Source organism: Paraburkholderia sabiae (assembly GCF_030412785.1).
Lineage (GTDB): Bacteria > Pseudomonadota > Gammaproteobacteria > Burkholderiales > Burkholderiaceae > Paraburkholderia > Paraburkholderia sabiae.
Genome location: NZ_CP125295.1, coordinates 3,002,457 through 3,028,891 on the forward strand (window position 1 = coordinate 3,002,457; position 26,435 = coordinate 3,028,891).

Here is a 26,435-nt window from a genome sequence, read left to right on the forward strand (position 1 = left end):
TGGCGCAACGACGCGCGGCGCATGCGTTTTCGCCCGCGCGCAAGCGGCCGCCATGCGGCTGCCAAAGCGTTCATCACAAGCAGACCGTAAGGTTTTGCGTTAGCCAGATGATTCGCTTCGACGGGCCATGCTTTAACGAGGAGTCGACGTGAGCAGGATTGGAACTGCAACTGGCACAACGGCTGAAACCCGGCCTCGCCCCCACGCAAACCGGCGCGCCAGCGGCGAGCCCGAAGTGCGTCGCAAGGAAACGCTGTACGCCGACGTCCGGTCCGACCATGCCGGCGGCGTCGCAGCGACGTCCACGCTGCGCGATCCGTGGGCCACGACCATTTCGCGGCTGGGCAAAGCGCCCGCGCAGGACATCAAGATCGGACCTTCCGACAAATGCGACAAAGGCGCGTGCGCTGCGCGCGCCGCACGCCGCACGGCGACGGCCGAGCGCAAGCAGGCGGCCTCGAGCGAACATAGCGGCGCGGTGATCACGTTCGTCGAACGCTTCGGCGCGAAGTCGATTTCGATCACGTGGCGCGATTCGACGGCGGGCCGTTATACCGAACAACTCTGGGTGCGCCGCATCGCGCGTTCGCGCGGCGTGTGCGCGTTGACGGGCGCGGATATCGTGCGCGGCGACGCCGTGTACGGACCGTTCAGCCGTCCGTCGAGCCGCCCGCGCAACATGTCGCAGATGATTCTGGCCGACCAGCTGGACGACCTCGAATGAGCGTTCCCTAGCGAACGCGCTACACTTCGGACGCGCACGGTCAGCGTGCGCCGCGCCGCCCTCGCCACTGTGCCGGGGCGGCGCTTCAGTCTGGAGACCTCTCATGGCTTCGCAAGCCGACGCCGCGCGCACCGCGCCTCGCACCGCACCCGCTACGCTGCACTCCGCATCGTCGGCAACCGTCGACGGCACCGCGAGCACGAGTGCGATGGACCGCTTCGGCTCGATCAACGTATTCGTGCGCGCCGCCGAAACCCGCAGTTTCGCGGAAGCAGGCCGACAGTTGGGCATTTCCGCTTCGGCAGTCGGCAAGGCGATTTCGAGGCTCGAAACACGGCTCGGCGCGCGGCTCTTTCATCGCAGCACACGCAGCATCACGCTCACCCCTGAAGGCGCGCAGTTCCTCACGCGCTGTCAACGCATCGTCGAAGAAATCGAAGCAGCCGAAAGCGAACTCGCGCTCGCGCATGCCGCGCCGCGCGGCAAGCTGCGCGTGAGCATGCCGATGGTCGCGACACTCGTGATGCCCGTGGTCGGCGAGTTCATGAAGGCGTATCCGGAGATCACGCTGGACATCGATTTCAGCGACCGGATCGTCGATATCATCGAAGAAGGTTTCGATGTGGTGATGCGCACGGGCGACGTGAACGACTCGCAACTCATCACGCGCATCATGGGCACGTATGTGCATCTGATCGTGGCGTCGCCGGCGTATCTCGCGAAGCATCCGCCGCTCGCAACACCCGAAGCGCTCGTTCATCACGCGTGCCTTCAGCATCGTTTTCCGACGACGGGCAAGCTGCGCCGCTGGCCGCTCGAACGCGACGCCGAACAGCTCGACATCGATCTGCCTTCCACCGCGATCGCAACCGCCGTCGAGCCGCTGATCGCGATGGCCGAGCAAGGTCTCGGCCTTGCCTGCGTGCCGGACTTTACCGTGCGCAGGCAGATCGCGGACGGCACGCTCGTCGCCGTGTTGCGCGAATACTCCGGCGCGCTCAGCGTGTTTCGCGCGCTATGGCCGTCGGGCGGAAAACTAACGCCGAAAGTGCGGGCTTTCGTCGACTTCATGAGCATCCATCTCTTTCCCGCCGACGTCGCAAGCCAGCGCGAGCACGACGACTGAGAGACCGTACAATGTGTGCGCGTCGTTATCGTCCGCTCACTGCTCACAGGTCACCATGCTTTCGCACGAACCGCTACAGAAGCTCGACATCATCGCGTCCGATCGCATCGGCGCACATCTTCCCGCGCACGTTGCGTCATCGGTTGAAGGCCGCGACATCGTCGTGTTCGCCGTCACCGACGATGCGTCCGACACCGCCGACTTCAGCGCACGCTACGGCTTTCCGATGGAAGACTGCGCAAACACGATCGTGGTCCGCTACAAGAAGGACGGCGGCGAACATCTCGCCGCAATCGTGACGCTCGGCTCGCTGCGCCTCGACGTCAACGGCGCTGTCAAAGCCGTGCTCGGCGCGAAGCGCATTTCGTTCGCGCAACGCGAGATCGCGACCGAGCAAAGCGCGATGGAATTCGGCGGCATCACGGCGTTCGGTTTGCCCGCAAGCTGGCGCGTGCTCGTCGATGCCGCCGTGATGGAACGTCAACAGGTGGTGATGGGCGCAGGCATTCGCAAAGCGAAACTGTTGCTCGCGCCGTCCGTGCTCGCGCAACTCGACACCGTCGAAGTCGCGCAATTGACATTGCCGCCCGGCGAGCCCGAAGCAGCCTGAGCCCGCCGCAGACGCCGCGTTCAGCCAAACAGCTTCGCCGCCGTCTTCGCCACCAGTTCGCCCTGATGCCGAGCGCCTTCCAGATCGATGGCGCTCGGCTGACGCGAGCCGTCTGCCGCTGCGATCGTCGTTGCGCCATATGGCGCGCCGCCGACGATCTGCGTCATGTCCATCATCCCCTGATGGCTATACGGCAAACCCACGATGATCATGCCGAGATGCATCAGGTTCGTGATGATCGAGAACAGCGTGGTCTCCTGTCCGCCGTGCTGCGTCGCCGTCGATGCGAACGCCGCGCCCACTTTGCCGTTCAGCGCGCCGCGCATCCATAGTCCCCCCGTCTGATCGAGAAACGCAGCCATCTGCGACGACATGCGTCCATAGCGCGTGCCCGTACCGACGACGATCGCATCGTACTGTTCGAGATCGGCGACGGTTGCAACGGGCGCCTGCTGATCGAGCTTGAAATTCGCCTTCTTCGCGATCTCTTCGGGCGCGGTCTCCGGCACGCGTTTGATATCGACCTGCGCGCCCGCGCCGCGCGCGCCTTCCGCGATGGCTTCCGCCATCTTTTCGATGTGCCCGTACGACGAGTAGTAGAGAACGAGAACCTTGGCCATTGCGATCTCCTGTCGAGAGTGCGAAGCCCGCGTGCTTCGCGTTGGGAAGGCGGCATCGATTGCCGTCCTGCCTACGATACTCCCGACACATGACGCGCGGAACGCGCCACCAACTTTACGCACCGTTACACAAGCGACATCGCCGTTGCACCTGCGCACAAACACGGCCCCTAGAATGCCCTCGACCGATTCACCCGCTCATCGATTCACTGAAGGAGAACACATGATCCGTTTGCCCATCGCTTCCATCGTCTGTGCATCCACGACCAGTCTGTTGCTGTTCGCATCGACGGTGAACGCGCAAACCACGCAACCGGCACAGCAGCCGCAAGCTGCGCAGTCCGCGGAGACCGTGCGCCTGCACGCCGCCGACCAGACGTTCATCAACGACGGCACGCAAGGCGTCGCCACGCAGCGCGATGCCGCGCGCATCGCGACGTCGCGCTCGACGGATCGCGAGGTCAAGGCATTCGCCGAAAAGGTCGCCGCCGACAATCTCAAGATCGCCGACGCATTGCGCGCAGCGAGCCCGCGCGGCGTCGACGTGCCTCACAACAACCCGGACACGGCGACGCTCGACAGCATCAAGAATCTGCGCGGCGCGGACTTCGACAAGGCGTATATCGAACAGGTCGCGCTGGGCGGCGAGCAGAAGACGCTGTCGGCATTCCAGGCCGAAATCGCATCGGGCCGCAACGAGCAGTTGAAGGACGCCGCGCGCAAGGCATTGCCGACCATTCAGGCGCAATACGCGTCCGCGCAGGAACTCGCGAAGCGCAAGCATCTCGCGGCGCAGTAAAGCCTCTCAATAGAAATCGAAGCGCATCGCGGCATCGTCGCGATGCGCTTTTTCATTCGGGCGTCGGCTCCACTTCCTTCGCGGACCAGCTGACGCTCGATACGCTCTTCTCCATGCTGAGCCGGCTCGCCATCAGTTCGAGCTTCGGTTGATCCTTCGGATGCATGCGCAAGGTCGCCGTCACCTGGATGCGCGACGGATCGCCTTCGACGTCTTCGCTCGTCAGGCTCTGAAACGACAGCGGTTGAGAGTGCATCGCGTTCGACAGCACCGTGCGAATGTGGATTTCGTCATGTTCGCGGCACACGACCGTCAACACATATTCGCGCACGAGGTCCGCGCTCGAAACAGGCGTCGCGTTGATCGCGCGGCTCACTTCGCGCAGCAGCGTGTTGGTCGCGAGCACGACGACGGTGCCCGCGAGCGCCGGTCCGTAATGCCCCGCGCCGCACAACACGCCGACAGCCGCCGAGCACCACAACGTCGCCGCCGTATTGATGCCCTGAATCGAGCCCTTGTCGCGCATGATCACGCCGCCGCCGAGAAAGCCGACGCCCGACACGACATACGCGGCGATCTGCGTGACGCCCGCGACGCCGTTGCCCGTCAGCATGCCCAGCGTGACGAACAGGCACGCGCCGCTCGCGACCAGCGTGATCGTGCGCAGCCCCGCCGTGCGCTGGCGCATCTGGCGCTCGAGCCCGATCGCGACGCCGCACGCGAACGCGGCAAGTAACCTCCAGATGAAATCCGCTGACATGTTGTTTGAAAGGTAAATGCGGGTTGAACGCGGGATGGAATCCGCTTGGGAGCGATATCCTGAGGCCGCTGTATTTCACTGATGTGTTACAGGAATATGTTGCGCGGCCAATCATTTCGCCTGCCGCCGGCATCACGCAAAACACCTGTCCGAACCCGCCGCACGGCGCCGTCAATGCCGGAGACAACCTCACCGCTTTCCCTTCCCTCGACGGTCAGAGTTTCCGCGCGACCATTGTTCTTGAGTCAAGTTTCCCGATTTGCCAAACGTTTGCGGTTTGCATATCAAGTTCGCTGCGATCCTGCCGAAAAACCGATACAGCGCGTTATAGCGCCAACGACTTCTGGGAGCGGTTCGTGAAGCAGCTTGCGATATGTATGGTTCTCGCCGTGATGGCCGGTTGCGCGCAGTTGCCTGCCAATACGGCGTCGCAGGCGGACAAGCCGCCCGTCTCCAACGACGTCATCAGTTTCGCGATTCCGCCCGACGCGCTCGGCGCACGCGATCCGCAGCTGTCGGCCGTGCTGGCGAAAGCGGGCGCGCTGGCCGCGTCGCAGAAGCAGCCGACCACCATTCTCGTCACCGCGCTCGGCCAGGATCTGCCGTACCTGAACCAGGCGATCTGGCGCGGCGTGCCTTCGCAGCATCCGGCGAAGCTGAGCCTCGAGAACCAGACAGCGGGCGCGAATCAGCCGTATAGCGTGTCGATCCGGCCGACGGCCGCCACGCCATAAGGGGAAACCACGTCATGTTCCGTACTGTCATCCTCGCGGCGGGCCTTGGGCTCGCCGCGTTCATGAGCCAGGCCGCGATTGCGGGCCAGCCGGCCGTCGCCGGCACGCTGTCGGCCAACAGCGCAACGGCCACGTCTGCCGCCGCGTCCGCTGCCGCCGACAAGGTCTATCCGCCGCTGCCGACGCTCGCGATGCTGCCGCCGTCATCCGGCGACGAAGACGAGCCGGTCGCGGCGCCAAAGCCGACCGCAAAGAAACGCAAGGTACGCGCGCCCGTCGACTTGCGGCCTTCTGCCCCCGCCGCGCGCCTCGTCGTGTCGGAAACGACGCGCACCTACCTGCGTTCGGTCGAAAAGCAGCTCGACCTGGCGATGGCGAAATAACCGCTGATCCGCGAAAACAACGGAGCGTCACACGTGTCCCTTCACCGACTTCGCGCCGCGCCTGCCTCGCGGCGTCCGCTCAAGCGTGCGCTCGGCGCACTCGCCCTGTCGCTCGCCGCGTTGACGTGCGGCACAGCCCACGCCGACGACTGCTTCGAGCAGGCCGCCGTCTATCAGGGCGTCAATCCGCTGATTCTTCGCGCTGTCGCATGGCATGAATCGAAAGGCGATCCCGCTGCCGTCAACCGCAACTCGAACGGCTCGATCGACGTCGGCCAGGCGCAGATCAACTCCGTGCACTTCAGCGACCTGAAACGCCTCGGCATTCCGCACCGCGCGCTGACGGATGCGTGCGTGAACATCTACGTCGCCGCGTGGCTCATCAAGCAGAAGATGGTGAAGTACGGCAACACGTGGCGCGCGATCGGCGCGTATCACTCGGAGTCGCCGAAGGAACGCGACGCCTATGCGCGCAGCATCCAGAAGATTCTCGTCGCGTGGGGCGAACTGCTGCCGGTTGCGCATTAACTCGCGCACTGACTACTTGCGTGACTTCGTGAGCCGGTGCCCGAGACCGAGGTTGGTCGCGATCTGCCAGGTATAGACACGCGAGTAGCTGACGCCGAAGTGCGCGCGTATCACCTCGCGCAGACGATTGCTCGTCCAGGCATCGGATGGAAAACCGTGGATGCCCGCCGGGCCGTTCAGCGCCGCCGCGATCCATTGCAGCGCGGCATCGTCGAGCGAGGACGAACGCCCGCCGACGCTCATCTGCCGCAACGACTCCAGCCCGCCCTCGTTCACGAGCGCGCGATATTTACGCACTGTGTTCTCGGAAATATGCAGCTGCGCGGCGACATCGCTGACCGACGCGCCCTCCATCAGCATCTTGCCTGCAGCGAGCCTGCGCATGACGGTCGGCAATGCTTCGTTTCGTGGAGGCATGAGCGGTCTCGCTGACGATCGGAACGGATAAGCCTCGATACCGCATCACAAGCCCTGCATGGCGCGCGACAAAAGACAAAAAAACCAATATATGGTTCACGACTGTTTGTGTCAGGCGTCCGTAAAATTTCATGAATATCGAAAAACCATTTACGGATTTTATTGCGCAGGCTTAATCGAAATAAACAGTTGAATCCATTTAGGTTAACAATAAAAAGTCCTCATATTTTTCAACAGCATTACATTGCGCCTTGAACTTACCGAAGTCGTTTGCTAGCATGCAGTAACCGTTACTTGCAGCGAGTACAGTCAAGCTTGACGAACGCACTTTGGTCGGTGCGCCTGCCACGTTTCACGAGGGAACGTCGTATGGCAATACCTCGCTTTCAATACCGCACTACGCGATCGCCCCGGTTTTGCATGCCGGGGCAATAATCCGCCATTACTGTTTTATTCGCAGCCTTAAAAGGCGGCGTGTGCGAGTTTGCTCAAAATACTCATTTCCGCATAACCCGGATTAAATCGACTTTCACCAGCACGTAATAGTTTTTGCCGTCAATGACATAACGGGCAGGTGCAATCGTCTGTCGTGCAGCGCCGGCATGGGCATGCGCGAGGGCGCATCACGCGCGGAGGTAGAAATGGAAGTGGAACGGGTCGAGCGTATCGTCGTCGCGTTGCGGCGCGCGGCGGAACATGAGCGTCTTCTCAGTTATCAGCGCTTTCACGCGATGTTCGGCGCGGGCGATCCGCTCACGGCCCGCTACGACGCGCTGGAACGCGCCATCGCTTCGCTTGGCGAAGTATCGAGCATCGATTACGGCGTGCTGCTCGCGCTGAGCAACGGCTTGCCCGGTCCCGACTTCTTCCGCCGTTACCAGAAGCATCGCTATGCCGACTATGTCGCCGTGATGGGGCCGCCCATTCACCGGCAGTCGGTCAAGCGCAAGCGCGAGCTGGTCGAGGCGGAACGTCGCCGCGTCTACGACGATGCAAGAAGAAAAGCGGCGACCCACGCCGCCGAAACCGCCTGAGCCTACGTCGGAGTCTTTCGCGTCCCTTCAAACGAGGAGTCTCACATGCAACTTGCAGCTCGCCGTTCGATTCGCATCCTGGCCATCGCAGCCGCTTGCGCGGCGCTCGCCGCGCCGGTCATCGACGCCCGCGCGCAGGACAACCCGGCGTCCAGTCCGGATGCCGTCGGCACGGCAGCCGTCGCCGAAGTGACGGCGCACATCACGCATATCAACGCCGACGACAACGAAGTGACGATCCGCGGACCGCGCGGCAACTCGATGATCGTCGACGTCGATCCCGATGTCGGCGACGTGAAGAAACTCAAGGTCGGCGACGAAGTGCACATCTCGTACAAGGGCGCGCTGCTGCTCTCCGCCGACAAGGTCGATTCGAAAGGCATACGCTCGCGCGTCGAATCGCAGGCGACGACGCCCTCGCAAGGCGGTGCGTCGACGCAAATGCGTCATGTGGAAGTCGTCGCGACGGTGCAGAAGATCGATCGCAAGAAGCGCGTGGTGACGCTGCGCGGTCCGCAACGCACCGTCATGCTGGAAGTCGCGCCTGACGTGCCGCTCGACAAGCTCAAGGTCGGCGACAGCATTCGCGCGAACTACGCGTCGGCCACGGCCGTGCAGATCACGCGCAACGGCACGCCGCTCCAGTAACGCCTGCTTGCGTCCGGCGTCTCGCCTGGCGCGCTGCGCCGGCGAGGCCTGTGCTGTCCGTCACTGTCCACATGGTCGATCCGATGCCCATCGAACCCTGGAACTCGCCGAAGCGCCGCGCGCGCCGCAAGATGATCTGGAGCAAGGCGCATGTCGTACTGGCCGCGATCGGCACGCTGTCGGCCGTGGTGGGCATCGCCGTCGCGATCAACGGCGGGCTCGAATTCAACCGCACGAAGGTGTTCGTCGGCGTCGGCATCATCGTCGTGTCGACGGTGCTCTACGTGTCGATGCTGTTTGTCGACGACTAGCGCGCGCTAACCGACGAGCATCACCACGCGATTGCGTCCTTCGGCCTTCGCCTTGTACATCGCGCGATCGGCTTCTTCGACGAGCATGCGTCCGAGCCCGTCGAGATCGGCGCCAAGCTGCATCGCGTGCGCGGCCACGCCGATCGACACCGTCAACGGAATCCGCGCGCCGTCGTCGCCTTTCAGTTCGAGCTTCTCGACGGCGGCACGCATGCGCTCGGCCACCACGAGCGAATCCCGCAGGTCGCCTTGCAGCAGCACGGCGAATTCTTCACCGCCGTAACGCGCGATCGTGTCGCCGAGCCGCGTCTGCTTGCGCAGACATGCGCCGACCAGCGCGAGCGCCCGGTCGCCGACCGCGTGACCGTGTGCATCGTTGATCGGCTTGAAACCGTCGATATCGATGAAAAGACAGCCGAGCGGCAGGCGATAACGCGACGCGCGCGTCGTCTCTTCGCGCAGACGCTCGTCGAAATAGCGGCGATTGGGCAGGCCCGTGAGCGCGTCGGTAGCGCCGAGGCGTTCCAGTTGCTCGCGATGCGCGACGTTGTCGAGACTCGCCGCGACGATCACGGCGAAGCGCTCCAGCATGTCCGTCGCCATACCCGCCGAAAAGCGGCTTTCGTTGTCGCTGCCGAGGCACAGATAGCCGCTCAGCTGGCCGTTCGTCACGAGCGGCAGCAGCGCGACGCTGGCCGGCTGCATGTCGGCGGCGAACATGGCATTGCGCGTCGCATCGTCCATCGACGCCGACGTGCCCAGCCACGGACGTCCTTGCGAACACAGACGCGTCGCCGCTTCGCCCGTTTCAGCCGACGTATTCAGCGACGCCGCCGGATTCCCGTTCGACGCATGGCGCGGGTGACGCGACGCCATTTCGTGCAGCAGCGGCAGCGTGTCGTTGAGCCACAGCGTCACTCGCTCCAGTCCGAACTCGCGCGGCAGATAATCGAGCAGCACGAGGCAAAGCGACGGGAAATCCTGCGCGCGGATCAGTTGCAGTTCGACATCCTGGAAGCGGCGCAACGTGCGTTCGTTGCGTTGCACCGTATCGACGAGTGCGCGAAGGCGGACGGACTGGGGCGTGTGTGTTGTGCTCATCTGGGCCGTGGCATTGGGGCCGCTACAGGGGCCCAACGACTGGTTATCGGCCTCGAACGCGTTTGCTTGAGGCCGACCGTTGCAACGGTCGCAACATGCCCGATGACGGAGCCGCGTCATGCATACGCAGCGCGGCTCCCGATGCGCTTACGAACGCCGGCCGAGCGCCTCTTCGATCTTGCGATCGGTCTTGTACTGGCTCAGCGCGTAGACCGACCAGATCGCCGCGGGCAGCCAGCCGATGATCGTCAGCTGCAGCACGAGACAGATGATCCCGGCGAACGGACGGCCGATCGTGAAGAACTGGAACCACGGCAACAGCAGGGCAAGCAACAGACGCATGAGATTTCCTTCTGGTTGAAAAGCCTGGATTTATACATTGCGGCGCGCGTGCACGGCGGTGCCGTAGCAGAGCACTTCCGTCACGCCCGCGCCGATTTCGGTCGCATCGTAGCGCATGCCGATGACAGCATTGGCGCCGAGTTGCGCCGCTTCCGTCAGCATGCGCTCGTAGGCGTCCTGCCGCGCGCGCTCGCACAGCGACGTGTACAGCGAGATGTTGCCGCCGAAGATCGTCTGCAGCCCCGCGCCGATCGATCCCACCACCGAGCGCGATCGGACGATGATGCCGCGCACCATGCCAAGCGATGCGTCGACGGTATGGCCGGGCAAATCGAAGGTCGTGGAGACCATGTGTCGTTCGATCATGTCGTTTCCTCCGCTGTTGATTCGTTTCACGCGTCGCTCAGCGCCCCGCTGCCCACAGCAGCGACAGGCCGGACGACAGCATCAGGCCGTCGACGACCATCCGGAACGTGCCGGGGCTCATGCGCACCACGATGCGCCGCGCGCAGAATGCGCCCGCCATCAGCGCGGACCCCGTGATCAGTCCGTCGATCACGACGTGCAGCGGCAACGCGCCGAAGTGATCGAAGGCCGCGACTTTCGCGGCATAGACGGCGAGCGAGCCGGCTGCTTCTGTTGCCAGAAACGCGCCTTTTACGAGGCCGTAACCCATGAACACGGGCACCGTGATCGGTCCCGTCGAGACCACGATCCCCGTCAGAAATCCAACCGGCCCGCCGATGGCGGCCAGATGCCAAGGCGTAAAGCGCACCGAGCGGCGCGCGAGCCAGCGGCGCGCCGGCACCATCGCGACGAAGAACAGGCCCAGGGCGATCTCGACGGCATGCGGCGGCAGCGCGAGCAGCGTGCGCACGCCGAGCGCCGCGCCCGGCACGGCCGTCGCGCAATAGGCGCCGCACGCGCGCCAGTCGATCTCGCGCCACCACGCGAGTACCTTGCCGAAATTGCCCATGATCGCGGCGATCGCCATGACGGGCACCGCCTGTTGCGGCCCGAACAGCATCACCAGCACGGGCATCAGCAGCATCGACGATCCCGTGCCGATCACGCCGCTCAGCGTGCCCGCGGCAAGACCGACCACCAGTACCAGCAGATACCCCATGCGACTCCCCGAAAAGCGCGTTGGCGCCATGCTACTGGAAAAAGGCGGCACATCACGCAAACATGCGACGAATGCGGGCGAGTGTTTTTGCGTTCCGGCGCGTTGTCGCCGTCAATTGCTGCTACAACTCGTATAGGACGCGCGTGTGCCGCCGCGTCCGTTTCGTCTGCCGATTGGATCGGTCTGTGCGGGTGTGAGTTCGAAGGAACGCGCGATGATGAACGAATCGAGCCGGATGGTCGTTGCGGGCGGCGTGGTGATCGGCGCGCTGACGCTCGCCACGCTCGGGCTGCGGTTCGGCAATCGCGAGTCGTCGGCGAAGGGAGCGGACGGCCATATCGACGCGTCGCTCGCGTCCACCGCTCGACCTGTGACGCCCGACGCATCCTCCGACGATCCGCAAAACGCAGGCATCGCGCGCGTATTGCAGGCGGTGCACGACAGTCTGCAAAGCGGCGACCTCGCATCCGCGCATGTGCTGCTCGATGCCGTTCTGACGATGCGTGCAAACGAGCCGCAAGCGCTCATGCTGCAAAAGGAACTGGCCGCGCGCGAAGAGATGGCGCACAGGGCGCAGACCGCGCAGACGTCGACGCAAAACGATACGCGATCGGCCACGCGCGCTCACGCTATGCGAAAGACCCAGCACGCGCGTGCGCATCACGCGGCGGAGACTTCCGACGATGACGAAGAACTGGCGGCGAACCTGCCTCCTTCCGTCGATATCCGCCCGGACAGCGTAAAGGCCGATGCAACAGAAACCGTTCCGCATGCGCAGACTGAAGCCGCAACGCAAACGACAACGACGGAAGAACCGCCTGCACAACCCGCCGCCCCAGCCCCGTCGATCGCATCGGGCAAACCCAACGACGAACCGCCCGTCACCGCCATCCGCGCCTCACCGAAAACCCGCGCCGAAGTACGCGACGAACTGAAGCGAGCGCGCAGCGACGGCTCGATGTCGCGCTTCGGCAATCCCGATCCGTATGGACCGGGCGGCACACCGAGCCGCGATACGCAGCCCGCCACGCGGAGCTGGTAACGGCCAATCGCCCGCAGCCCGTTTCCTGACCGACCGGTTGGCGAATCCGCGCGTCCGTCTCTACAATGAGCGGCCAGATCAACCGCGTCTTGCACAGGTAACACGATGATCCGCGATCAGGAAACACTGTCCATTCTTCTCGATTCGTTGTCGCGCTTCGTGCGAGAGCGTCTCGTGCCCGCCGAAAACGAAGTCGCCGAAACGGATGAAATACCCGCCGAAATCGTCGGCGAAATGCGCGAACTCGGTCTGTTCGGGCTGTCTATTCCCGAGGAATACGGCGGCCTCGGTCTGACGATGGAAGAAGAAGTCCTCGCCGCATTCGAGATCGCGAAGACCTCGCCGGCTTTCCGTTCGCTGATCGGCACGAACAATGGCATCGGCTCGCAAGGGCTCATCATCGACGGCACGGATGAACAGAAGCAATACTATTTGCCGAAGCTGGCGTCGGGCGAACTGATCGCGTCGTTCGCATTGACGGAGCCCGGCTCGGGCTCGGACGCCGCGTCGCTGCGCACGACGGCCATGCGCGACGGCGACCATTATGTGATCAACGGTACCAAGCGCTTCATTACCAACGCGCCCGAAGCGGGCATCTATACGGTGATGGCGCGCACCAATCCGGATATCAAAGGTGCAAGCGGCATCTCCGCGTTCATCGTCGAGAAAGGCACGCCCGGTCTGTCGCTCGGCAAGATCGACAAAAAGATGGGCCAGAAAGGCGCGCATACCTGCGACGTGATCTTCGAGAATTGCCGCGTACCCGCGTCGAACATCATCGGCGGCAAGGAAGGCGTCGGCTTCAAGACGGCCATGAAAGTACTCGACAAAGGCCGCCTGCATATTTCGGCGATCTGCGTCGGCGCGGCCGAGCGAATGCTCGACGACGCGCTGCGCTACGCAATGGAGCGCAAACAGTTCGGCCAGCCGATCGCCGAATTCCAGCTCGTGCAGGCCATGCTCGCCGACAGCCGCGCGGAAATCTATGCCGCGCGTTCGATGGTGCTTGACGCCGCACGACGCCGCGACGACAAACAGGATGTGTCGACGGAAGCATCGTGCTGCAAGCTGTTTGCGTCGGAGATGTGCGGACGCGTCGCCGATCGCGCGGTGCAGATTCACGGCGGCGCGGGTTATGTGTCCGACTACGCGGTCGAACGCTTCTATCGCGACGTGCGCCTGTTCCGCATTTACGAAGGCACGACGCAGATCCAGCAACTGGTGATCGCGCGCAACATGATTCGCGACGCAAGCCGCTAAAACAAAATCGCATCGATCGACGCGCAATCGAGAGTGCGTTGATCCATGTCAATGCAGTGATAAGCCTGCTTCAAAACACCCGCGCAAGCAGGCACTTTTCACGTTGCCAGAAAAATTATCCCGTCCTACACTGGGTTGTTGACGCAACGCAACAAGCATCGGATGACGCTTAATGCGTGTCCGCTGTACGCATTCATCAATGCGTCACGCTTCTGCCATTTTTTTCGCTGATCTTGATCGAAGCCGCACCTCATTCGAGGTGCGTTGAAGTCTCGCCCTGGCTTGGGGCCGCGTGACTCGTCGCGACGAAACACGCGCATCGCGCCTGTGTCGTGTGCGCGCATGCAGCCTCACAAAAGACCGCGGCGCCCGACCCTGCGCCGACCCTTTGATGGAGCAGATGCGACCATGAATCAGTCTCAACCGATCTCCGTTCTATCCAGCACTGATTTGCCCAACACGTTCTCGTCGCCGATGCCCTTCGCATCGATGCCGGGCAATCTGTTCGCGCAAGGCTACGCGTATGCCGTCGATGCATGGCAGCGCAGCGTGCTGTTCGCCGACGTGATGCGTGAACGCGGTAATCAGTATCAGGCTCACATGCAGGAACGCGTGCCCAACGTGCTCGACTTCGGCACCGAGTTGATCGTCGATGGGCGCACGCTGCCGCGTCCCGTCAACTACGGGCTCGTGCGCATCCTCGCACCCGACGACCTGAAGCCCGACCACGATCTCGCCGAAGGACGCGATCCGGGCCGTCTGCGTCCGTTCGTGGTCGTCGATCCGCGCGCGGGGCACGGTCCCGGAATCGGCGGATTCAAGCGCGATAGTGAAATCGGTGCGGCATTGCGCGCGGGGCATCCGTGCTATTTCGTCGGCTTCCTGCCCGACCCGGTGCCGGGACAGACGGTCGAAGACGTGATGCACGCGGAAGCCACGTTCCTCGAAAAAGTCATCGAGCTGCATCCGGACAGCCCCGGCAAGCCCGCCGTGATCGGCAACTGTCAGGCCGGCTGGCAAGTGCTGATGACAGCCGCGATGCGCCCCGACCTGTTCGGGCCGATCGTCGTCGCGGGCGCACCCGTGTCGTACTGGGCAGGCTGGCGCGGCAAGAACCCGATGCGCTATTCGGGCGGCATGCTCGGCGGTTCGTGGCTGACAGCGCTCACGGGCGATCTCGGCGATGGCCGCTTTGACGGCGCATGGCTCGTCGAAAACTTCGAGAACCTGAACCCCGCGAACACGCTCTGGACCAAGCAATACAACCTGTACGCGAGCATCGATACGGAAGGTCCGCGCTATCTCGGCTTCGAAAAGTACTGGGGCGGCCATGTGTTCCTGAACGCGGGCGAGATGCAATACATCGTCGACAACCTGTTCGTCGGCAACCGCTTCGTGAGCGGCGAGATCGTGACGTCCGACGGCGTGCGGCTCGACTTGCGCAACATCCGCTCGCCTATCGTCGTGTTCTGCTCGTATGGCGACAACATCACGCCGCCGCCGCAGGCGCTTGGCTGGATCACCGACCTCTATCGCGACGACGCGGATCTGCTCGGCCACGATCAGACTATCGTCTACGCGACGCACGACAGCATCGGTCATCTCGGCATTTTCGTGTCGAGCAGCACGGGCAAGAAGGAACATCGCGAGTTCGTCAGCAATATCGATCTGATCGATCTGTTGCCGTCCGGCCTCTACGAAGCGCATATGGGCGCGAAGACGGAAGACACGCCGCACGCCGATCTCGTGCAAGGCCAATACGTGCTGTCCATTTCGCCGCGCACGATCGCCGATGTGCGCGAGATCGTGCAGCCCGATCCCGACAGCGACCGGCGTTTCGCAACGGCCGCGTATGTGTCGCGCTTCAACCTCGGCCTGTATCGCAGCTTTATGCAGCCGTGGGTGCGCGCGTGCACGACGCCGTGGACATCCGATGTATCGAGCAAGCTGCATCCGCTGCGCGTGACGTACGAGTTGTGGTCGGATCGCAATCCGTTTGCATCGTCGGTTGCGCAGGCGGCTGTCAGCGTGAAGGAAGCGCGTCAACCCATCGCGGACGACAACCCGTTCATGCAGATGCAAACGGTGATGTCGAACGCGATCATCGCGTCGTTCGATTTCTATCGCGACATGCGCGACGCCGCCGTCGAACAGGTCTTCGAAACCGTCTATGGCGCACCGTGGCTGCAGGCGTTCGCGGGCCTTCCGCCGCACAGCGACAGCGCAGCGAACGCCGCGTTGACGGAACCGGGCGACACGGAAGAACGCGAGGCATCGATCGTCGCGGAACACGAACGTCTGCGCAACGACATGACGGAAGGCGGACTGCTCGAAGCGAGCGTGCGTGCGCTGCTGTATGTGAAGCGCACGCATGGCGAAGCCGACGAGCGGCGTTTCAATCTGGCGCGCGAAATGCTGAGCAAGCTGTCGGACGACGGCATCCTGGCGTTCAAGCACGTCGTGCGCGAACAGGCTGCGCTGCTGCGCCTCGATAGCGAAGCCGCGATCGACGCATTGCCCGGCCTGCTCACCGATGCACCGTCCGACAAGTTGCGCACCGTCGCGCGCGACATCGACAAGCTGAGCACGATGCTGCCGCTCGACGACACCGAACGCGCCGATCTCGCGCGCGTGCTGACAATCTTCGAATCGGCATCGAAGAAGAAAACAGCGCGGCGCGCGGAGCCCGCGCGTCAGCAAGTGGAATGACATGCATCGCCGTGCGCGAGCGGACGGCCACAGTCCGCCGCGCCTGACGCGCACTGGATCGGTTCACCTACGAGGGCACGCAACATGGAACACAAGCGCGAAAAATACGAGCGTCTCGTCGCCTTTGCCGCCACGCTTCCGCCGACGCCGACAGCCGTCGCGCATCCGTGCGATCACGATTCGCTGTCGGCTGTGATCGAAGCGGCACGCATGAAGCTGATCGCGCCGATACTCGTCGGCCCGCGCGCAAAGATCGAAGCCGCCGCGAAGGAAGGCAATCTCGATCTCGGCGACCTGCCTATCGTCGACGCGCCGCATAGCCACGCGGCCGCTGCAACCGCGGTGCAACTGGTTCACGAAGGCAAGGCTCAGGCGCTGATGAAAGGCTCGCTGCACACGGACGAGCTGATGGGCGAAGTCGTCGCGCGCACGGGGCTGCGCACCGAGCGGCGCGTGAGCCATTGCTTCATCATGGACGTGCCGGGTCGCGACGATGCCCTCATCATTACGGATGCCGCCGTCAACATTTCGCCGACGCTCGACGAGAAGCGCGACATCGTGCAGAACGCAATCGACCTCGCGCATGCGCTGCGTTTCCCCGTTGCGCGCGTCGCGATCCTGTCGGCGATGGAAACCGTCAACTCCAAAGTGCCGTCGACGCTCGACGCCGCCGCGCTGTGCAAGATGGCCGACCGCGGGCAGATCAACGGCGGCATACTCGACGGCCCGCTCGCGCTCGACAACGCGATCAACGAAGAAGCCGCGAAGATCAAGGGCATCGATTCGCCCGTCGCTGGCCGCGCGAACGTGCTCGTCGTGCCCGATCTCGAAGCGGGCAACATGCTCGCGAAGAGCCTCACGTTTCTCGCGGGCGCGGACGCAGCTGGCGTCGTGCTCGGCGCGAAGGTGCCCATCATTCTCACGAGCCGCGCGGACTCCGTGCTCACGCGGCTCGCTTCGTGCGCGGTTGCTTCGATGGTCGCGCTCGCGCGGCGCGAGCAGCCCGCTTCCGCCATCCTCTGAACACGTCTAGAGGGATTTGCATGGACGTCATCCTCGTCATCAACGCGGGTTCGTCGAGCATCAAGTTTCATGCGTTTCGCGCAGAGGACGCGCAACTCGAACCGATCGCGGGCGGCAAGCTCGAAGAGATCTACACGAATCCGCGCTTCACGGCGAAGCGGCAAAACGGTGAAGTCATCGAAGACAAGCGCTGGCCCGAAGGCGAACAACTCGGACACGACAACGCGATCGCGTTTCTGCTCGACTGGCTGCGCAGCCACGGCGAAGGCCGCGCGACGTTGCTCGCCGTCGGTCATCGTGTCGTGCATGGCGGCGACAAGTATTCGGAGCCGGTTCGCGTCGATGCAAAGGTGATGCAGGAACTCGAAGCGCTCGTTCCGCTTGCGCCGCTGCATCAGCCGCACAATCTCGCGGCCATCCGCTCGATCATGGCGCGCAACGACAAAGTGCCGCAGATCGCGTGCTTCGATACGGCGTTTCATCACACGCAGCCCGGCGTCGCGACCCGCTTCGCGTTGCCGCCCGACATCACGACTCGCGGCGTGCGTCGTTACGGTTTTCATGGGCTGTCGTACGAATACATTGCAAGCGTGCTGCCGCAAGTCGACGGGCGCGCGGCCAAGGGCAAGACCGTCGTGCTGCATCTCGGCAACGGCGCGAGCATGACGGCGCTCGACAATTGCAAGAGCATCGCGAGCACGATGGGCTTCACGGCCGTCGAAGGACTCGTGATGGGCACGCGCTCCGGCAGCCTCGACCCCGGCGTCGTGCTGTGGATGCTCGAAGAAGCGAACATGGATGCGCGCGCGATCGAATCGCTGCTGTACAAGCGCTCGGGTTTGCTCGGCGTATCCGGCATTTCCAGCGACATGCGCACGCTGCTGTCCAGCGACGACCCGAAAGCCGCCGAAGCCGTCGAACTCTTCTGCTATCGCATCTCGCGCGAACTCGGCTCGCTCGCGGCCGCGCTCGGCGGACTCGATGCGATCGTGTTTACGGCGGGCATCGGCGAGCGCGCGGACCCGGTGCGCAAGCGCGTCGGCGAGCTGGCCGCGTGGCTCGGCGTATCGATCGACGAAGGGGCGAACCAGCGTCACGGTCCGCTAATCAGCAATGCAAACAGCGCCGTCGACGTCTGGGTAATTCCGACCAACGAAGAACTGATGATCGCCCGGCACGCGCTCAGCCGGCTGGAGGATTGAGCATGGACAAGCCAACGGGACAAGTGCTGGCAGGCAGCAAGGTGCTGATCGTCGGCATCGCGAACGAGCATTCCATCGCGTACGGCTGCGCGCGCGCCTTCCGCGAACTCGGCGCCGAGCTAGCCATCACGTATCTGAACGACAAGGCGAAGGCCTACGTCGAGCCGCTCGCGCAGGAACTCGGTGCGTCGTTGCTATTGCCGCTCGACGTGTCGAAGCCCGGCGAACTCGAAGCCGTGTTCGACGAAGTGCGCTCGACATGGGGACGGCTCGACGTCGCCGTGCATTCGATCGCCTTCGCGCCGAAGGCCGATCTGCAAGGCGGCCTGCTGAACAGCTCGGCGGAAGGGTTTTCTGTCGCGATGGATATTTCGTGTCATTCGTTCATTCGCATGGCGCGCCTCGCGGCGCCGCTGATGAACGACGGCGGCTCGCTGTTCGCGATGAGCTATCTGGGCGCGTCGCGCGTGGTGCCGAACTACGATCTGATGGGGCCCGTGAAGGCCGCGCTCGAAGCGTCGTGCCGATATCTCGCGCACGAACTCGGGCCGAAGCGCATCCGCGTGCATCCCATTTCGCCGGGACCGCTGAAGACGCGCGCCGCATCGGGACTCAAGGACTTCGACCTGCTGCTCAACGAAGCGGCCGAACGCGCGCCGATCGGCGAGCTGGTCGACATCATGGACGTCGGCTACACCTGCGCATTCCTCGCCACACCTTACGCGCGCCGCGTGACGGGCAATACGGTATTCGTCGATGGCGGCGTGAACATCATCGGCTGACACGGAACGGGTGCATGAAACTATTGATCAGCGGCCTGCCGCCCAAAGCCTCACTCGACGAAATCAAGGCCCTCGTCTACCGCTATTCGCACGCGGATTGCCGCGACATCGAACTGGTCGGCGAAGCCGACGACCATCCCGCCGCGCTCATCGCCATCAAGGGCGCCAACTGGACCACGCTCAACTACATTCGACGCCGCCTGCACGGGATGTACTGGCATCGCAGCCGGCTGTCGGTGCAGGTGCTGTCGTTCTGGGACGTCAGCGAAGCGGCCGAGGTACGCCGCCAGACACGTACGGCCGCGCCCCCGCCGATCTGATCCCGCGTGTAAACCAATTTCTTCCGCGCCGCGTTGTACTTCTGCACACCCCTGCCATTCGCGCTGAAGCGAAAACCGTTATGTCATAGCATGATGGATCTTCCGCGGTGCCCGCAGTGGCATTCGTCCACCCACGCCGAGTTACCGGTTCGAAAGAAACACGTAGTCGAAATGAACGATGCGTCGCATAAGATAGGTTCTATCTCCTCGTCGTCGAAAACGCCCGCCGTGCCTACCCCGTCTACCGTTCCCGAGCCGGAACGCGCGCAGGACGTCAGCGCGCGCAAGGCATCCGCCAGCCACGGCAGAACGCCGTGGGCGATGTTCGCGTTGTCGGCGCTCGGACTGCTGGTCGGCGCGTTCGCCGTGATCGGGCCGGAACATGTGTCGGTGGCCGTCGCCAAGACGCTGCTGACGGTCGGCTGCGTGCTGCTCGCGGCGCTGGCGGGCGTCGTTGCCTCCGATCTGTCGCGCGACCGTTGATGGGGGTCCGCATCATGCACCAGCACGGGGCATCAGCAGTTGCATAAAAGTGGTGCAGCGCACCACCTTTGCTGCTATACTTGCAGATTCACTTTTCCGCACGCGTCGGTCGCACTGTGATCCAACTGGTCCGCGCCAATCGATTCGTGCAACACCCCGCCCTTCCTCACGATCCGACAGGTCCGCTGCCTGCCGCGCGTGTGCGCGCGCGGGGAAGCGAAGCAGCCTGCCGAGGAGAACGTATTGGCAAAGCTTGACCGGGACAACTCCCAGTTCGAAACCACCGCACCGAAAGCGCCCAAGCGCGCAGCAAAGGCCAAGGCGCAACCCGCCGCCGCGCCTCAGGACGCGGCCTTGATGGAATCTCTCGTTGAAGAGCGTCAACGTCAGATGCGCGCACTGATCGCGCTGGGCCGCGAGCGCGGCTATTTGACGCACGCAGACATCAACGACCACCTCCCCGACAATTTCACCGAAACGGCCGCGATGGAAACCATCGTCAGCACGTTCGGCGAAATGGGCGTGTCCGTGTACGAAACGGCGCCCGACGCGGAAACGCTGCTTCTGAACGACGGCCCATCGGCCGCCGCATCGGACGATCAGGCCGATGAAGAAGCGGAAGTCGCGCTGTCCACCGTCGACTCCGAGTTCGGCCGCACCACCGACCCCGTCCGCATGTACATGCGTGAAATGGGCGCGAGCGAGCTGCTGACGCGCGCCGGCGAAATCGAAATCGCCAAGCGCATCGAAGGCGGCCTGCAGGACATGGTGCAAGCCATCGCGATGTGTCCGTCCATCATCTCGACGATTCTCGCGGACGTCGATCGCGTGGTCGCGGGTGAAATCCGCATCGACGAGCTGGTCGACGGCATCAGCGACACCAGCGAAGCCGCCGAAATGGACGAAGACGCAGCCGATGCCGCCGCTGAAGAAGAACTGGAAGCGAGCGCCTCGGACGACGAATCGGACGACGAAGACGGCGATCTTTCCGACGACGGCGGCGAAAAGGCCAATGCGGCGCGCCTCGAACAGCTGACGGCAGACAGCCTCGCTATTTTCGAGCGCGTGCGCGCCCTGTTCGCGAGCGTGCCCGACATGCCCGTCACGGACAAGCGCCGCGCGACGGCCATCGCGAATCTGCGCGAGTCGATCCAGCAGGAACTCACGCCGATCCGCTTCACGGCCAAGACCATCGACCGTCTGTGCGCGGAAGTGCAGGCGCAGGTCGCACAAGTGCGCGCGATCGAACGCAGCATTCTGTCGATCGCCGTGGATCGCTGCGACATGCCGCGCGAAGCGTTCATCGAGTCGTTCCCCGGTAGCGAAACGGACCTCGACTGGACGATGCGCGTCGCCGCGAAGTCGAAGACGTATGGCCCGGCGCTCGAGCGTCACCTGCCCGCCATCCAGTCGGAACAGCAGAAGCTCGTCGACATCGAAGCGTCGATCGCGCTGCCGCTGCAGCAACTGAAGCAGATCAACAAGCAGCTCGGCTCGGCTGAATCGAAGATGCGCCAGGCCAAGCGCGAGATGATCGAAGCGAACCTGCGTCTCGTGATCTCGATCGCGAAGAAGTACGTCAATCGCGGCATGCACTTCCTCGATCTGATCCAGGAAGGCAACATCGGCCTGATGAAGGCGGTGGACAAGTTCGAATACCGTCGCGGCTGGAAATTCTCGACGTACGCAACGTGGTGGGTTCGTCAGGCCATCACGCGCGCGATCGCCGACCAGGCGCGCACCATTCGTGTGCCGGTTCACATGATCGAATCGATCAACAAGCTGAACCGCATCCAGCGCGAGATCGTGCAGCAGACGGGCCAGGAACCGCATCCGTCGGTGCTCGCCGAGCGCATGGACATGCCCGAAGCGAAGATCCGCAGCATCCTGAAGATCGCGAAGAATCCGGCGTCGCTGGATTCGCCCGTCGGTGAAGACGCCGACACGACGCTCGGCGACATGATCGAAGACACGTCGGCAACGTCGCCCGCCGACGCCGCCGTGCACGCGAACATGCGCCGCGCGATCGACGAAGCGCTCGACGCGCTCACGCCGCGCGAAGCGAAGGTGCTGCGCATGCGCTACGGCATCGACACGGCGTCGGAACTGACGCTCGAAGAAGTGGGCCGCCAGTTCGACGTGACGCGCGAGCGTATCCGCCAGATCGAAGGCAAGGCGATCCGCAAGCTCAATCACCCGAGCCGTGCGGACAAGCTGCGCCCGTTCCTCGAACGCAGCTGATGCATCGGGCCGCTTGCCTCGCAGGCACGCGGCCTTAAGCCTCAAAAGCCTCAAAACAAAAAGCGCGGCAGCCTCAAGGCTGCCGCGCTTTTTTCATATCTGCGGCTCGCTCATGCGAACCGCATTCAGCGCTCAGTGATGCTCGCTGTATTCCTTGCGTGCCATCGGCGTCGCGCGGACCTTCGCGTACTGGAACGCCGGAATCGACTTGACCGCGTCCTTCGTCGCGCCTGCCCAGATCAGCTTGCCGTCTGCGTAGTCGATCTGCGAGAAAGGCACGGCGACGTCATGCTGCGACACGCCGAGGAACTGATGCGCAGCGACGATCGCGAACGAAGCAGCGTTGTCCGGCGAAATGATGATGTCGTGGAGCACGCCGACCTTCTGGCCCTGCTCGTTGTAGATCGGCTTGCCAAGCAGGCTCTTCTTCGCGCTCCAGCCGTTGATGATGATCGCTTCCTGCTCGACGCTCACGCCGATGGTCTGCGCACCTGCCACCTGTGCGCTTGCCTGGCTGGACATCACGCCGAACGTCGATGCCGCGATCAGAACCGCTGCCCACTTTGCTTTCATAGCTTATTCTCCGATGTGTAATGTTGCGAGGAACTGCCGCTGCTGTGAGAAGCGACATACATTACCGCATCAGAAAGAAATCGTCGCAGAAGGGTACATGCGTCGTTGCGTAAGTGCACGACGCTGCACGCAAGGCATGCATGAGCAATTACTTCGCGAGCCGCAGTCCCTTCGCGAGCACCGTATTGTCTTTTTTGTTCACTAGCCACACAGCCTGAACACTGGCATGCAGCGTCGACGTGCGGCGCGTGATATCGGTCGGCTCTTCGTCGGTGGGATCGCTGTGTTCGCGCTCGTCCGTCAGATACGGCGCTTCGAGCGTGCAGACCAGCACGATCGCGAAGTTGTCGTCGGCCTGTTCGAAGGTCGATTTCGGCAGCTTCAGACGACCGCGCGCCGTTGTCTTCTGCTTGCCTTGCGTCGCCAGTTCGATCGAGTCGATCTTCTGGATGAAGCCTTTCGCCTTTGCATCGGGCGCGATCACGAGACCGCGTCCACTCGGGCCGACGATGTTCTGATAGAGCTGGATCGCATCGGGATCGTCGTCGCTGGCGAGCGGCACATTCACGCTCAGCATATTCGTGGACGACCGGTACAGAATGCCGTGCGGCGCGGGAATCATGAACAGAAACGTGTGCTGCCCGTTGTCGGCCGTTGCCGCATGGCCGCGCACGATGCGGTCGTAGGGCTCACGTGCGAGCTTGCGGATGCGGTCGGTCAGCGAATGCGTTTCCGTCGACGGCATCTGGCTCGCGAGCATGTCGCGCACTTTCACAGGATCGTCGGCGGTGAAGCGGTCGGGCGTTGCTGTAGCGCTCGCTTCCGGCGCCTCCTGCATGTTGTTCGACGCTTTCGATTCGCTCGCCTTCGGCAAGGCAGACGACGCCGCATACGCGGCCGAACCACCGCTCAAGGCAAGCGCAACACACAACACGGCCAAAGGCGCGGACAGCACACGATTCAGAACTTGCACAGCATCCTCTCCGTTGATGACGGCGCTATCGTGCGCCTCGTTGCGTCGAACGCAATCCTTTTCAGCTCGCATTCTAAGCGTATTCTTTTACCGGCATAGGGCATGCGTGCATGCACGAAAAAAAAACGCCAGGCGCATCGGCACCTGGCGTCGGTCGACAATCAACTGCACAGGCGCGCGAGGCGCCCTTCTTCTTGTTGGTTATTCTTTGTTATTTCACCGCGAGCGCGTTGCTCACCAACTGACTCCAGTACGCGGGCAGATTCTTGTACGGATTCGGCAAACCCGTCGACGTCACGAACACACTCCCCGCGCCATGTTTCGCCGCATATGACACGATGCCCGGCATCTGCGCCTCGGTCGCGCCGTACACCATGTGCACGAAGCGCTTCGCCGGATAGTTCGCTTGCCATTTGGCCGGCGCGTAGTTCGCGTAGTGCTTTGCCGAATCTTCGAATACGACGAACTGATCGGCCGTCGGCAGGCTCGCGTAGAGTTCGGGAACGTTCGTGCCGGGATTGCCCATCACCGAATAGGCAGGCGACAACCCTTTGATGTAGTTGTAGACCGACTGATAGAACTGGATATGCGCGGTCACGCTGTCCGACGTCATCTCATCGATAAAGAATCCGTCAATCTTGTAGAGCGCGACATAGCGATTGATGTCCGTCACGACCGCCGACAACGAACGCTTCGAATACGACGTGGACACATAGCCGATCACGCGCCCACCTGCTGCATGCACTTTCGCGATCGCTGCGATATACGTGGCGTCAGCGTTCGCGCCGGGGCCGCTATCGGGATTGAGAATGACAGTGGTCGGCACTTTGGCCGCCGTCGACGCGAGGTCGTTCCAGAAGCCGGCGCCCTTGCCGACAGGATCGAAATAGGCGGGCACCGTCAGCGGCATCACGGTCGCTGCGAATGCGTTCGCGTGAACAGCCATGGCGAGCGGCGCCACAGCGAGCAACGCCACACGACGCAGCCATTGAATGGCACGAAATCCCGAAACGGGTGTGCGAGCGTTGAACATCCCGATGCCTCCTGACGACGGCATCTCGCCGTCCATCGTTTGGCCCGCTGCATACGCAACGGGCAACTGGCTAACTCCTGTACGGAGTCCCTTTAGCTTTGCGTCGCCGGATCGCTCCGGTTTTGCCCTTCCGTGTATATCGACGCCCAGTTGCCCGTCTTTAGGCCTCAATCCGCAAATTTAAATAGGGAGAGATTCAGAACCGGATAGTTGATTTCGCGATCCTGATTAATTCAACGTTTGCGAATTGCGATTACGCGATTCGCAAACGTTTTCCTCTACCCAATTCGCGGCGTAGCCATGCCGCTAAAAAATCTCAGTCGAACAACCCACGCGAGGCAAGATTCGCGTAAAGCGCGCGCACGCCGAAGGTCCACGGCGTGATTTCCGTGCACAGTTGCACGGTATTGCGCAACCCGCCGAGTTGCGGCGTCGAGATCGTAACGATGTCGCCAAGGTGATGCGTGAAACCGCCGCCCTTCGTATCGCGGTCCTTGATCGGTGAAAACATCGTGCCGAGGAAAAGCATGAAACCGTCCGGATACTGATGATGTTTGCCGCATGTCTGCGCGACGAGATCGGCGGGATCGCGGCTGATCTCCGACATATGGCTCACGCCTTCGAGCAGAAAGCCGTCGTCGGCGCCTTCCACTCGCAGCGACACGCTCGCACGGCGCACGGAGTCGAGCGTGAAATCGCCGTCGAACAGACGCACGAACGGCCCGATCGAACACGAGCCGTTGTTGTCCTTGCACTTGCCGAGCAGCAACGCCGAACGCCCTTCGATATCGCGCAGATTCACATCGTTGCCGAGCGTCGCACCGACGATCACCGCGCGGCTGTTGACGGCCAGCACGATCTCAGGCTCCGGGTTGTTCCATGTCGACGCTGCCAGCAAACCGACGTCAGCGCCGAATCCCACCGACGACATCGCCTGCGACTTGGAAAACACTTCCGCGTCCGGGCCGATGCCCACTTCCATGTATTGCGACCACGCGCCGCGCCGTTCGAGTTCCGCCTTCAACCGCGCCGCCGCGTCCGAGCCGGGCTTGATCTTCGACAGATCCGCGCCGATCACCGATGCGATCGTCTGCCGCACTTCTTCGGCCTTCGCGGGGTCGCCGCCCGCCTGCTCTTCGATCACGCGCTCGATCAGACTCACGGCGAACGTGACGCCGCATGCCTTGATCGGCTGAACGTCGCACGGTGCGAGCAGGCGCAGCTTCGCCGAGGGATCGTTCGCGAGACTCGCTTCGATCAGTTCGGCCGCGCTGCACAGGCGCTCGCCGGGCGCGTTGCGCGCGATCTCGAGCGCATCGTCGCGTTCGAACAGATCCGCCGTGGTCGGCACGCTCAACGTGATATCGAACACGTCGCCATGACGCACGGCCACGACGCTCGGCCCTTCGTGCGCGCCCGTCTTGCGCCACACGCGGCCGATCAGCAGCGCGCGGTCGAGGTCGTCGGGAAGATAGTTCGCTGCAGTCGATGCGCTCATGAAGCGTGTCTCCAATGTTCGTTTAGGTGAAGC

The 26,435-nt window shown here is 63.2% G+C and carries 30 protein-coding genes and 1 riboswitch; of the genes, 19 read left to right on the top strand and 11 right to left on the bottom strand.

What is annotated here, in order from left to right; all coding sequences use genetic code 11:
• Positions 1 to 148 precede the first annotated feature (148 nt).
• From QEN71_RS13430 to QEN71_RS13440, 3 genes are all read left to right on the top strand, one after another.
• Positions 149 to 724 carry a DUF3331 domain-containing protein gene (locus QEN71_RS13430; protein ID WP_201651511.1) on the top strand — a complete coding sequence of 192 codons (576 nt, stop codon included), beginning with the start codon at positions 149 to 151 and terminating at the stop codon, positions 722 to 724.
• Positions 725 to 827: 103 nt separating this feature from the next.
• A complete protein-coding gene (locus tag QEN71_RS13435; protein ID WP_201651512.1) occupies positions 828 to 1,850 on the top strand; it encodes a LysR family transcriptional regulator in 1,023 nt (340 codons plus the stop codon).
• 55 nt (positions 1,851 to 1,905) lie between these two features.
• On the top strand, positions 1,906 to 2,460 hold the full coding sequence (locus QEN71_RS13440; RefSeq protein ID WP_201651513.1) for a YbaK/EbsC family protein: 555 nt from the start codon (positions 1,906 to 1,908) through the stop codon (positions 2,458 to 2,460).
• Positions 2,461 to 2,480: 20 nt separating this feature from the next.
• Here the strand turns inward: QEN71_RS13440 and wrbA are convergent, their stop codons facing one another.
• On the bottom strand, positions 2,481 to 3,080 hold the full coding sequence (wrbA, locus tag QEN71_RS13445) for an NAD(P)H:quinone oxidoreductase (protein ID WP_201651514.1): 600 nt from the start codon (positions 3,078 to 3,080) through the stop codon (positions 2,481 to 2,483).
• Between the two features lie 223 nt (positions 3,081 to 3,303).
• On the opposite strand from wrbA, the gene QEN71_RS13450 reads away from it, so the two are divergent.
• Complete coding sequence (locus QEN71_RS13450; RefSeq protein WP_201651515.1) at positions 3,304 to 3,879, top strand: DUF4142 domain-containing protein; 576 nt, start codon at positions 3,304 to 3,306, stop codon at positions 3,877 to 3,879.
• 52 nt (positions 3,880 to 3,931) lie between these two features.
• Here the strand turns inward: QEN71_RS13450 and QEN71_RS13455 are convergent, their stop codons facing one another.
• Complete coding sequence (locus QEN71_RS13455; RefSeq protein WP_201651516.1) at positions 3,932 to 4,639, bottom strand: MgtC/SapB family protein; 708 nt, start codon at positions 4,637 to 4,639, stop codon at positions 3,932 to 3,934.
• Positions 4,640 to 5,016: 377 nt separating this feature from the next.
• On the opposite strand from QEN71_RS13455, the gene QEN71_RS13460 reads away from it, so the two are divergent.
• The 3 genes from QEN71_RS13460 to QEN71_RS13470 all read left to right on the top strand — a co-directional run bounded on the left by QEN71_RS13460 (position 5,017) and on the right by QEN71_RS13470 (position 6,284).
• Positions 5,017 to 5,373, top strand: coding sequence for a hypothetical protein (locus QEN71_RS13460; protein WP_201651714.1), 357 nt, complete (start codon positions 5,017 to 5,019; stop codon positions 5,371 to 5,373).
• Between the two features lie 14 nt (positions 5,374 to 5,387).
• Positions 5,388 to 5,756, top strand: a complete 369-nt coding sequence (locus QEN71_RS13465; protein WP_201651517.1) for a hypothetical protein — start codon at positions 5,388 to 5,390, stop codon at positions 5,754 to 5,756.
• Positions 5,757 to 5,861: 105 nt separating this feature from the next.
• Entirely contained in the window at positions 5,862 to 6,284 is a 423-nt protein-coding gene (locus QEN71_RS13470; RefSeq protein WP_233471884.1) for a lytic transglycosylase domain-containing protein, read from the top strand.
• A 12-nt stretch (positions 6,285 to 6,296) separates the two neighbouring features.
• Here QEN71_RS13470 and QEN71_RS13475 read toward each other — a convergent pair whose 3' ends face one another.
• Positions 6,297 to 6,701, bottom strand: coding sequence for a helix-turn-helix domain-containing protein (locus QEN71_RS13475; RefSeq protein ID WP_201651519.1), 405 nt, complete (start codon positions 6,699 to 6,701; stop codon positions 6,297 to 6,299).
• A gap of 641 nt (positions 6,702 to 7,342) precedes the next feature.
• Here QEN71_RS13475 and QEN71_RS13480 point away from each other — a divergent pair.
• The 3 genes from QEN71_RS13480 to QEN71_RS13490 all read left to right on the top strand — a co-directional run bounded on the left by QEN71_RS13480 (position 7,343) and on the right by QEN71_RS13490 (position 8,694).
• Positions 7,343 to 7,735 (top strand): hypothetical protein, encoded by a 393-nt coding sequence (locus QEN71_RS13480; protein WP_201651520.1) that lies wholly within the window; start codon positions 7,343 to 7,345, stop codon positions 7,733 to 7,735.
• Between the two features lie 45 nt (positions 7,736 to 7,780).
• The gene (locus QEN71_RS13485; protein WP_201651521.1) at positions 7,781 to 8,383 is read left to right on the top strand and encodes a hypothetical protein; all 603 of its coding nucleotides are present in this window, start codon (positions 7,781 to 7,783) and stop codon (positions 8,381 to 8,383) included.
• 83 nt (positions 8,384 to 8,466) lie between these two features.
• Complete coding sequence (locus tag QEN71_RS13490; RefSeq protein ID WP_201651716.1) at positions 8,467 to 8,694, top strand: DUF2964 family protein; 228 nt, start codon at positions 8,467 to 8,469, stop codon at positions 8,692 to 8,694.
• A gap of 6 nt (positions 8,695 to 8,700) precedes the next feature.
• On the opposite strand, the gene QEN71_RS13495 is transcribed toward QEN71_RS13490, so the two are convergent.
• The 4 genes from QEN71_RS13495 to QEN71_RS13510 all read right to left on the bottom strand — a co-directional run bounded on the left by QEN71_RS13495 (position 8,701) and on the right by QEN71_RS13510 (position 11,263).
• Entirely contained in the window at positions 8,701 to 9,795 is a 1,095-nt protein-coding gene (locus tag QEN71_RS13495) for a GGDEF domain-containing protein (protein WP_201651522.1), read from the bottom strand.
• 147 nt (positions 9,796 to 9,942) lie between these two features.
• Positions 9,943 to 10,137, bottom strand: coding sequence for a YqaE/Pmp3 family membrane protein (locus QEN71_RS13500; protein ID WP_028365988.1), 195 nt, complete (start codon positions 10,135 to 10,137; stop codon positions 9,943 to 9,945).
• A 30-nt stretch (positions 10,138 to 10,167) separates the two neighbouring features.
• Positions 10,168 to 10,503: a YbjQ family protein gene (locus tag QEN71_RS13505; protein ID WP_201651523.1), complete on the bottom strand. Its 336-nt coding sequence runs from the start codon at positions 10,501 to 10,503 to the stop codon at positions 10,168 to 10,170.
• A gap of 37 nt (positions 10,504 to 10,540) precedes the next feature.
• Positions 10,541 to 11,263 (bottom strand): sulfite exporter TauE/SafE family protein, encoded by a 723-nt coding sequence (locus tag QEN71_RS13510; RefSeq protein ID WP_201651524.1) that lies wholly within the window; start codon positions 11,261 to 11,263, stop codon positions 10,541 to 10,543.
• Between the two features lie 214 nt (positions 11,264 to 11,477).
• On the opposite strand from QEN71_RS13510, the gene QEN71_RS13515 reads away from it, so the two are divergent.
• The 9 genes from QEN71_RS13515 to rpoD all read left to right on the top strand — a co-directional run bounded on the left by QEN71_RS13515 (position 11,478) and on the right by rpoD (position 22,325).
• Positions 11,478 to 12,305, top strand: coding sequence for a DUF4148 domain-containing protein (locus QEN71_RS13515; protein WP_233471860.1), 828 nt, complete (start codon positions 11,478 to 11,480; stop codon positions 12,303 to 12,305).
• Between the two features lie 105 nt (positions 12,306 to 12,410).
• Positions 12,411 to 13,565 (top strand): acyl-CoA dehydrogenase family protein, encoded by a 1,155-nt coding sequence (locus QEN71_RS13520; protein ID WP_201651525.1) that lies wholly within the window; start codon positions 12,411 to 12,413, stop codon positions 13,563 to 13,565.
• 408 nt (positions 13,566 to 13,973) lie between these two features.
• The gene (locus QEN71_RS13525) at positions 13,974 to 16,274 is read left to right on the top strand and encodes a DUF3141 domain-containing protein (protein ID WP_201651526.1); all 2,301 of its coding nucleotides are present in this window, start codon (positions 13,974 to 13,976) and stop codon (positions 16,272 to 16,274) included.
• Between the two features lie 57 nt (positions 16,275 to 16,331).
• A complete protein-coding gene (locus QEN71_RS13530; protein ID WP_201651720.1) occupies positions 16,332 to 17,297 on the top strand; it encodes a phosphate acetyltransferase in 966 nt (321 codons plus the stop codon).
• Between the two features lie 20 nt (positions 17,298 to 17,317).
• Complete coding sequence (locus QEN71_RS13535) at positions 17,318 to 18,499, top strand: acetate/propionate family kinase (protein WP_201651527.1); 1,182 nt, start codon at positions 17,318 to 17,320, stop codon at positions 18,497 to 18,499.
• A 2-nt stretch (positions 18,500 to 18,501) separates the two neighbouring features.
• Positions 18,502 to 19,281: an enoyl-ACP reductase FabI gene (gene fabI / locus QEN71_RS13540; protein WP_201651528.1), complete on the top strand. Its 780-nt coding sequence runs from the start codon at positions 18,502 to 18,504 to the stop codon at positions 19,279 to 19,281.
• A 14-nt stretch (positions 19,282 to 19,295) separates the two neighbouring features.
• A complete protein-coding gene (locus tag QEN71_RS13545; RefSeq protein WP_201651529.1) occupies positions 19,296 to 19,601 on the top strand; it encodes an RNA-binding protein in 306 nt (101 codons plus the stop codon).
• Positions 19,602 to 19,829: 228 nt separating this feature from the next.
• Complete coding sequence (locus QEN71_RS13550; protein ID WP_233471862.1) at positions 19,830 to 20,084, top strand: hypothetical protein; 255 nt, start codon at positions 19,830 to 19,832, stop codon at positions 20,082 to 20,084.
• A 243-nt stretch (positions 20,085 to 20,327) separates the two neighbouring features.
• Positions 20,328 to 22,325, top strand: coding sequence for an RNA polymerase sigma factor RpoD (gene rpoD, locus QEN71_RS13555; protein ID WP_201651531.1), 1,998 nt, complete (start codon positions 20,328 to 20,330; stop codon positions 22,323 to 22,325).
• 132 nt (positions 22,326 to 22,457) lie between these two features.
• On the opposite strand, the gene QEN71_RS13560 is transcribed toward rpoD, so the two are convergent.
• From QEN71_RS13560 to QEN71_RS13575, 4 genes are all read right to left on the bottom strand, one after another.
• Positions 22,458 to 22,898 (bottom strand): PRC-barrel domain-containing protein, encoded by a 441-nt coding sequence (locus QEN71_RS13560; protein ID WP_201651532.1) that lies wholly within the window; start codon positions 22,896 to 22,898, stop codon positions 22,458 to 22,460.
• Between the two features lie 148 nt (positions 22,899 to 23,046).
• Positions 23,047 to 23,871 carry a hypothetical protein gene (locus QEN71_RS13565; protein ID WP_233471863.1) on the bottom strand — a complete coding sequence of 275 codons (825 nt, stop codon included), beginning with the start codon at positions 23,869 to 23,871 and terminating at the stop codon, positions 23,047 to 23,049.
• Between the two features lie 211 nt (positions 23,872 to 24,082).
• Positions 24,083 to 24,904: a spherulation-specific family 4 protein gene (locus tag QEN71_RS13570; RefSeq protein ID WP_377789866.1), complete on the bottom strand. Its 822-nt coding sequence runs from the start codon at positions 24,902 to 24,904 to the stop codon at positions 24,083 to 24,085.
• A gap of 58 nt (positions 24,905 to 24,962) precedes the next feature.
• Positions 24,963 to 25,041, bottom strand: a riboswitch (cyclic di-GMP riboswitch).
• A gap of 179 nt (positions 25,042 to 25,220) precedes the next feature.
• A complete protein-coding gene (locus tag QEN71_RS13575) occupies positions 25,221 to 26,402 on the bottom strand; it encodes a fumarylacetoacetate hydrolase family protein (protein ID WP_201651534.1) in 1,182 nt (393 codons plus the stop codon).
• Positions 26,403 to 26,435 lie beyond the last annotated feature (33 nt).

Bases quoted from the DNA above. Each gene is read 5' to 3' on its own strand.
- QEN71_RS13435 (WP_201651512.1), top strand. From the start codon at position 828: ATGGCTTCGCAAGCCGACGCCGCGCGCACCGCGCCTCGCACCGCACCC.
- QEN71_RS13440 (WP_201651513.1), top strand. From the start codon at position 1,906: ATGCTTTCGCACGAACCGCTACAGAAGCTCGACATCATCGCGTCCGAT.
- wrbA (WP_201651514.1), bottom strand. From the start codon at position 3,080: ATGGCCAAGGTTCTCGTTCTCTACTACTCGTCGTACGGGCACATCGAA.
- QEN71_RS13450 (WP_201651515.1), top strand. From the start codon at position 3,304: ATGATCCGTTTGCCCATCGCTTCCATCGTCTGTGCATCCACGACCAGT.
- QEN71_RS13455 (WP_201651516.1), bottom strand. From the start codon at position 4,639: ATGTCAGCGGATTTCATCTGGAGGTTACTTGCCGCGTTCGCGTGCGGC.
- QEN71_RS13460 (WP_201651714.1), top strand. From the start codon at position 5,017: ATGGTTCTCGCCGTGATGGCCGGTTGCGCGCAGTTGCCTGCCAATACG.
- QEN71_RS13465 (WP_201651517.1), top strand. From the start codon at position 5,388: ATGTTCCGTACTGTCATCCTCGCGGCGGGCCTTGGGCTCGCCGCGTTC.
- QEN71_RS13475 (WP_201651519.1), bottom strand. From the start codon at position 6,701: ATGCCTCCACGAAACGAAGCATTGCCGACCGTCATGCGCAGGCTCGCT.
- QEN71_RS13480 (WP_201651520.1), top strand. From the start codon at position 7,343: ATGGAAGTGGAACGGGTCGAGCGTATCGTCGTCGCGTTGCGGCGCGCG.
- QEN71_RS13485 (WP_201651521.1), top strand. From the start codon at position 7,781: ATGCAACTTGCAGCTCGCCGTTCGATTCGCATCCTGGCCATCGCAGCC.
- QEN71_RS13490 (WP_201651716.1), top strand. From the start codon at position 8,467: ATGCCCATCGAACCCTGGAACTCGCCGAAGCGCCGCGCGCGCCGCAAG.
- QEN71_RS13495 (WP_201651522.1), bottom strand. From the start codon at position 9,795: ATGAGCACAACACACACGCCCCAGTCCGTCCGCCTTCGCGCACTCGTC.
- QEN71_RS13500 (WP_028365988.1), bottom strand. From the start codon at position 10,137: ATGCGTCTGTTGCTTGCCCTGCTGTTGCCGTGGTTCCAGTTCTTCACG.
- QEN71_RS13505 (WP_201651523.1), bottom strand. From the start codon at position 10,503: ATGATCGAACGACACATGGTCTCCACGACCTTCGATTTGCCCGGCCAT.
- QEN71_RS13510 (WP_201651524.1), bottom strand. From the start codon at position 11,263: ATGGGGTATCTGCTGGTACTGGTGGTCGGTCTTGCCGCGGGCACGCTG.
- QEN71_RS13515 (WP_233471860.1), top strand. From the start codon at position 11,478: ATGATGAACGAATCGAGCCGGATGGTCGTTGCGGGCGGCGTGGTGATC.
- QEN71_RS13520 (WP_201651525.1), top strand. From the start codon at position 12,411: ATGATCCGCGATCAGGAAACACTGTCCATTCTTCTCGATTCGTTGTCG.
- QEN71_RS13525 (WP_201651526.1), top strand. From the start codon at position 13,974: ATGAATCAGTCTCAACCGATCTCCGTTCTATCCAGCACTGATTTGCCC.
- QEN71_RS13535 (WP_201651527.1), top strand. From the start codon at position 17,318: ATGGACGTCATCCTCGTCATCAACGCGGGTTCGTCGAGCATCAAGTTT.
- fabI (WP_201651528.1), top strand. From the start codon at position 18,502: ATGGACAAGCCAACGGGACAAGTGCTGGCAGGCAGCAAGGTGCTGATC.
- QEN71_RS13545 (WP_201651529.1), top strand. From the start codon at position 19,296: ATGAAACTATTGATCAGCGGCCTGCCGCCCAAAGCCTCACTCGACGAA.
- QEN71_RS13560 (WP_201651532.1), bottom strand. From the start codon at position 22,898: ATGAAAGCAAAGTGGGCAGCGGTTCTGATCGCGGCATCGACGTTCGGC.
- QEN71_RS13570 (WP_377789866.1), bottom strand. From the start codon at position 24,904: ATGTTCAACGCTCGCACACCCGTTTCGGGATTTCGTGCCATTCAATGG.
- QEN71_RS13575 (WP_201651534.1), bottom strand. From the start codon at position 26,402: ATGAGCGCATCGACTGCAGCGAACTATCTTCCCGACGACCTCGACCGC.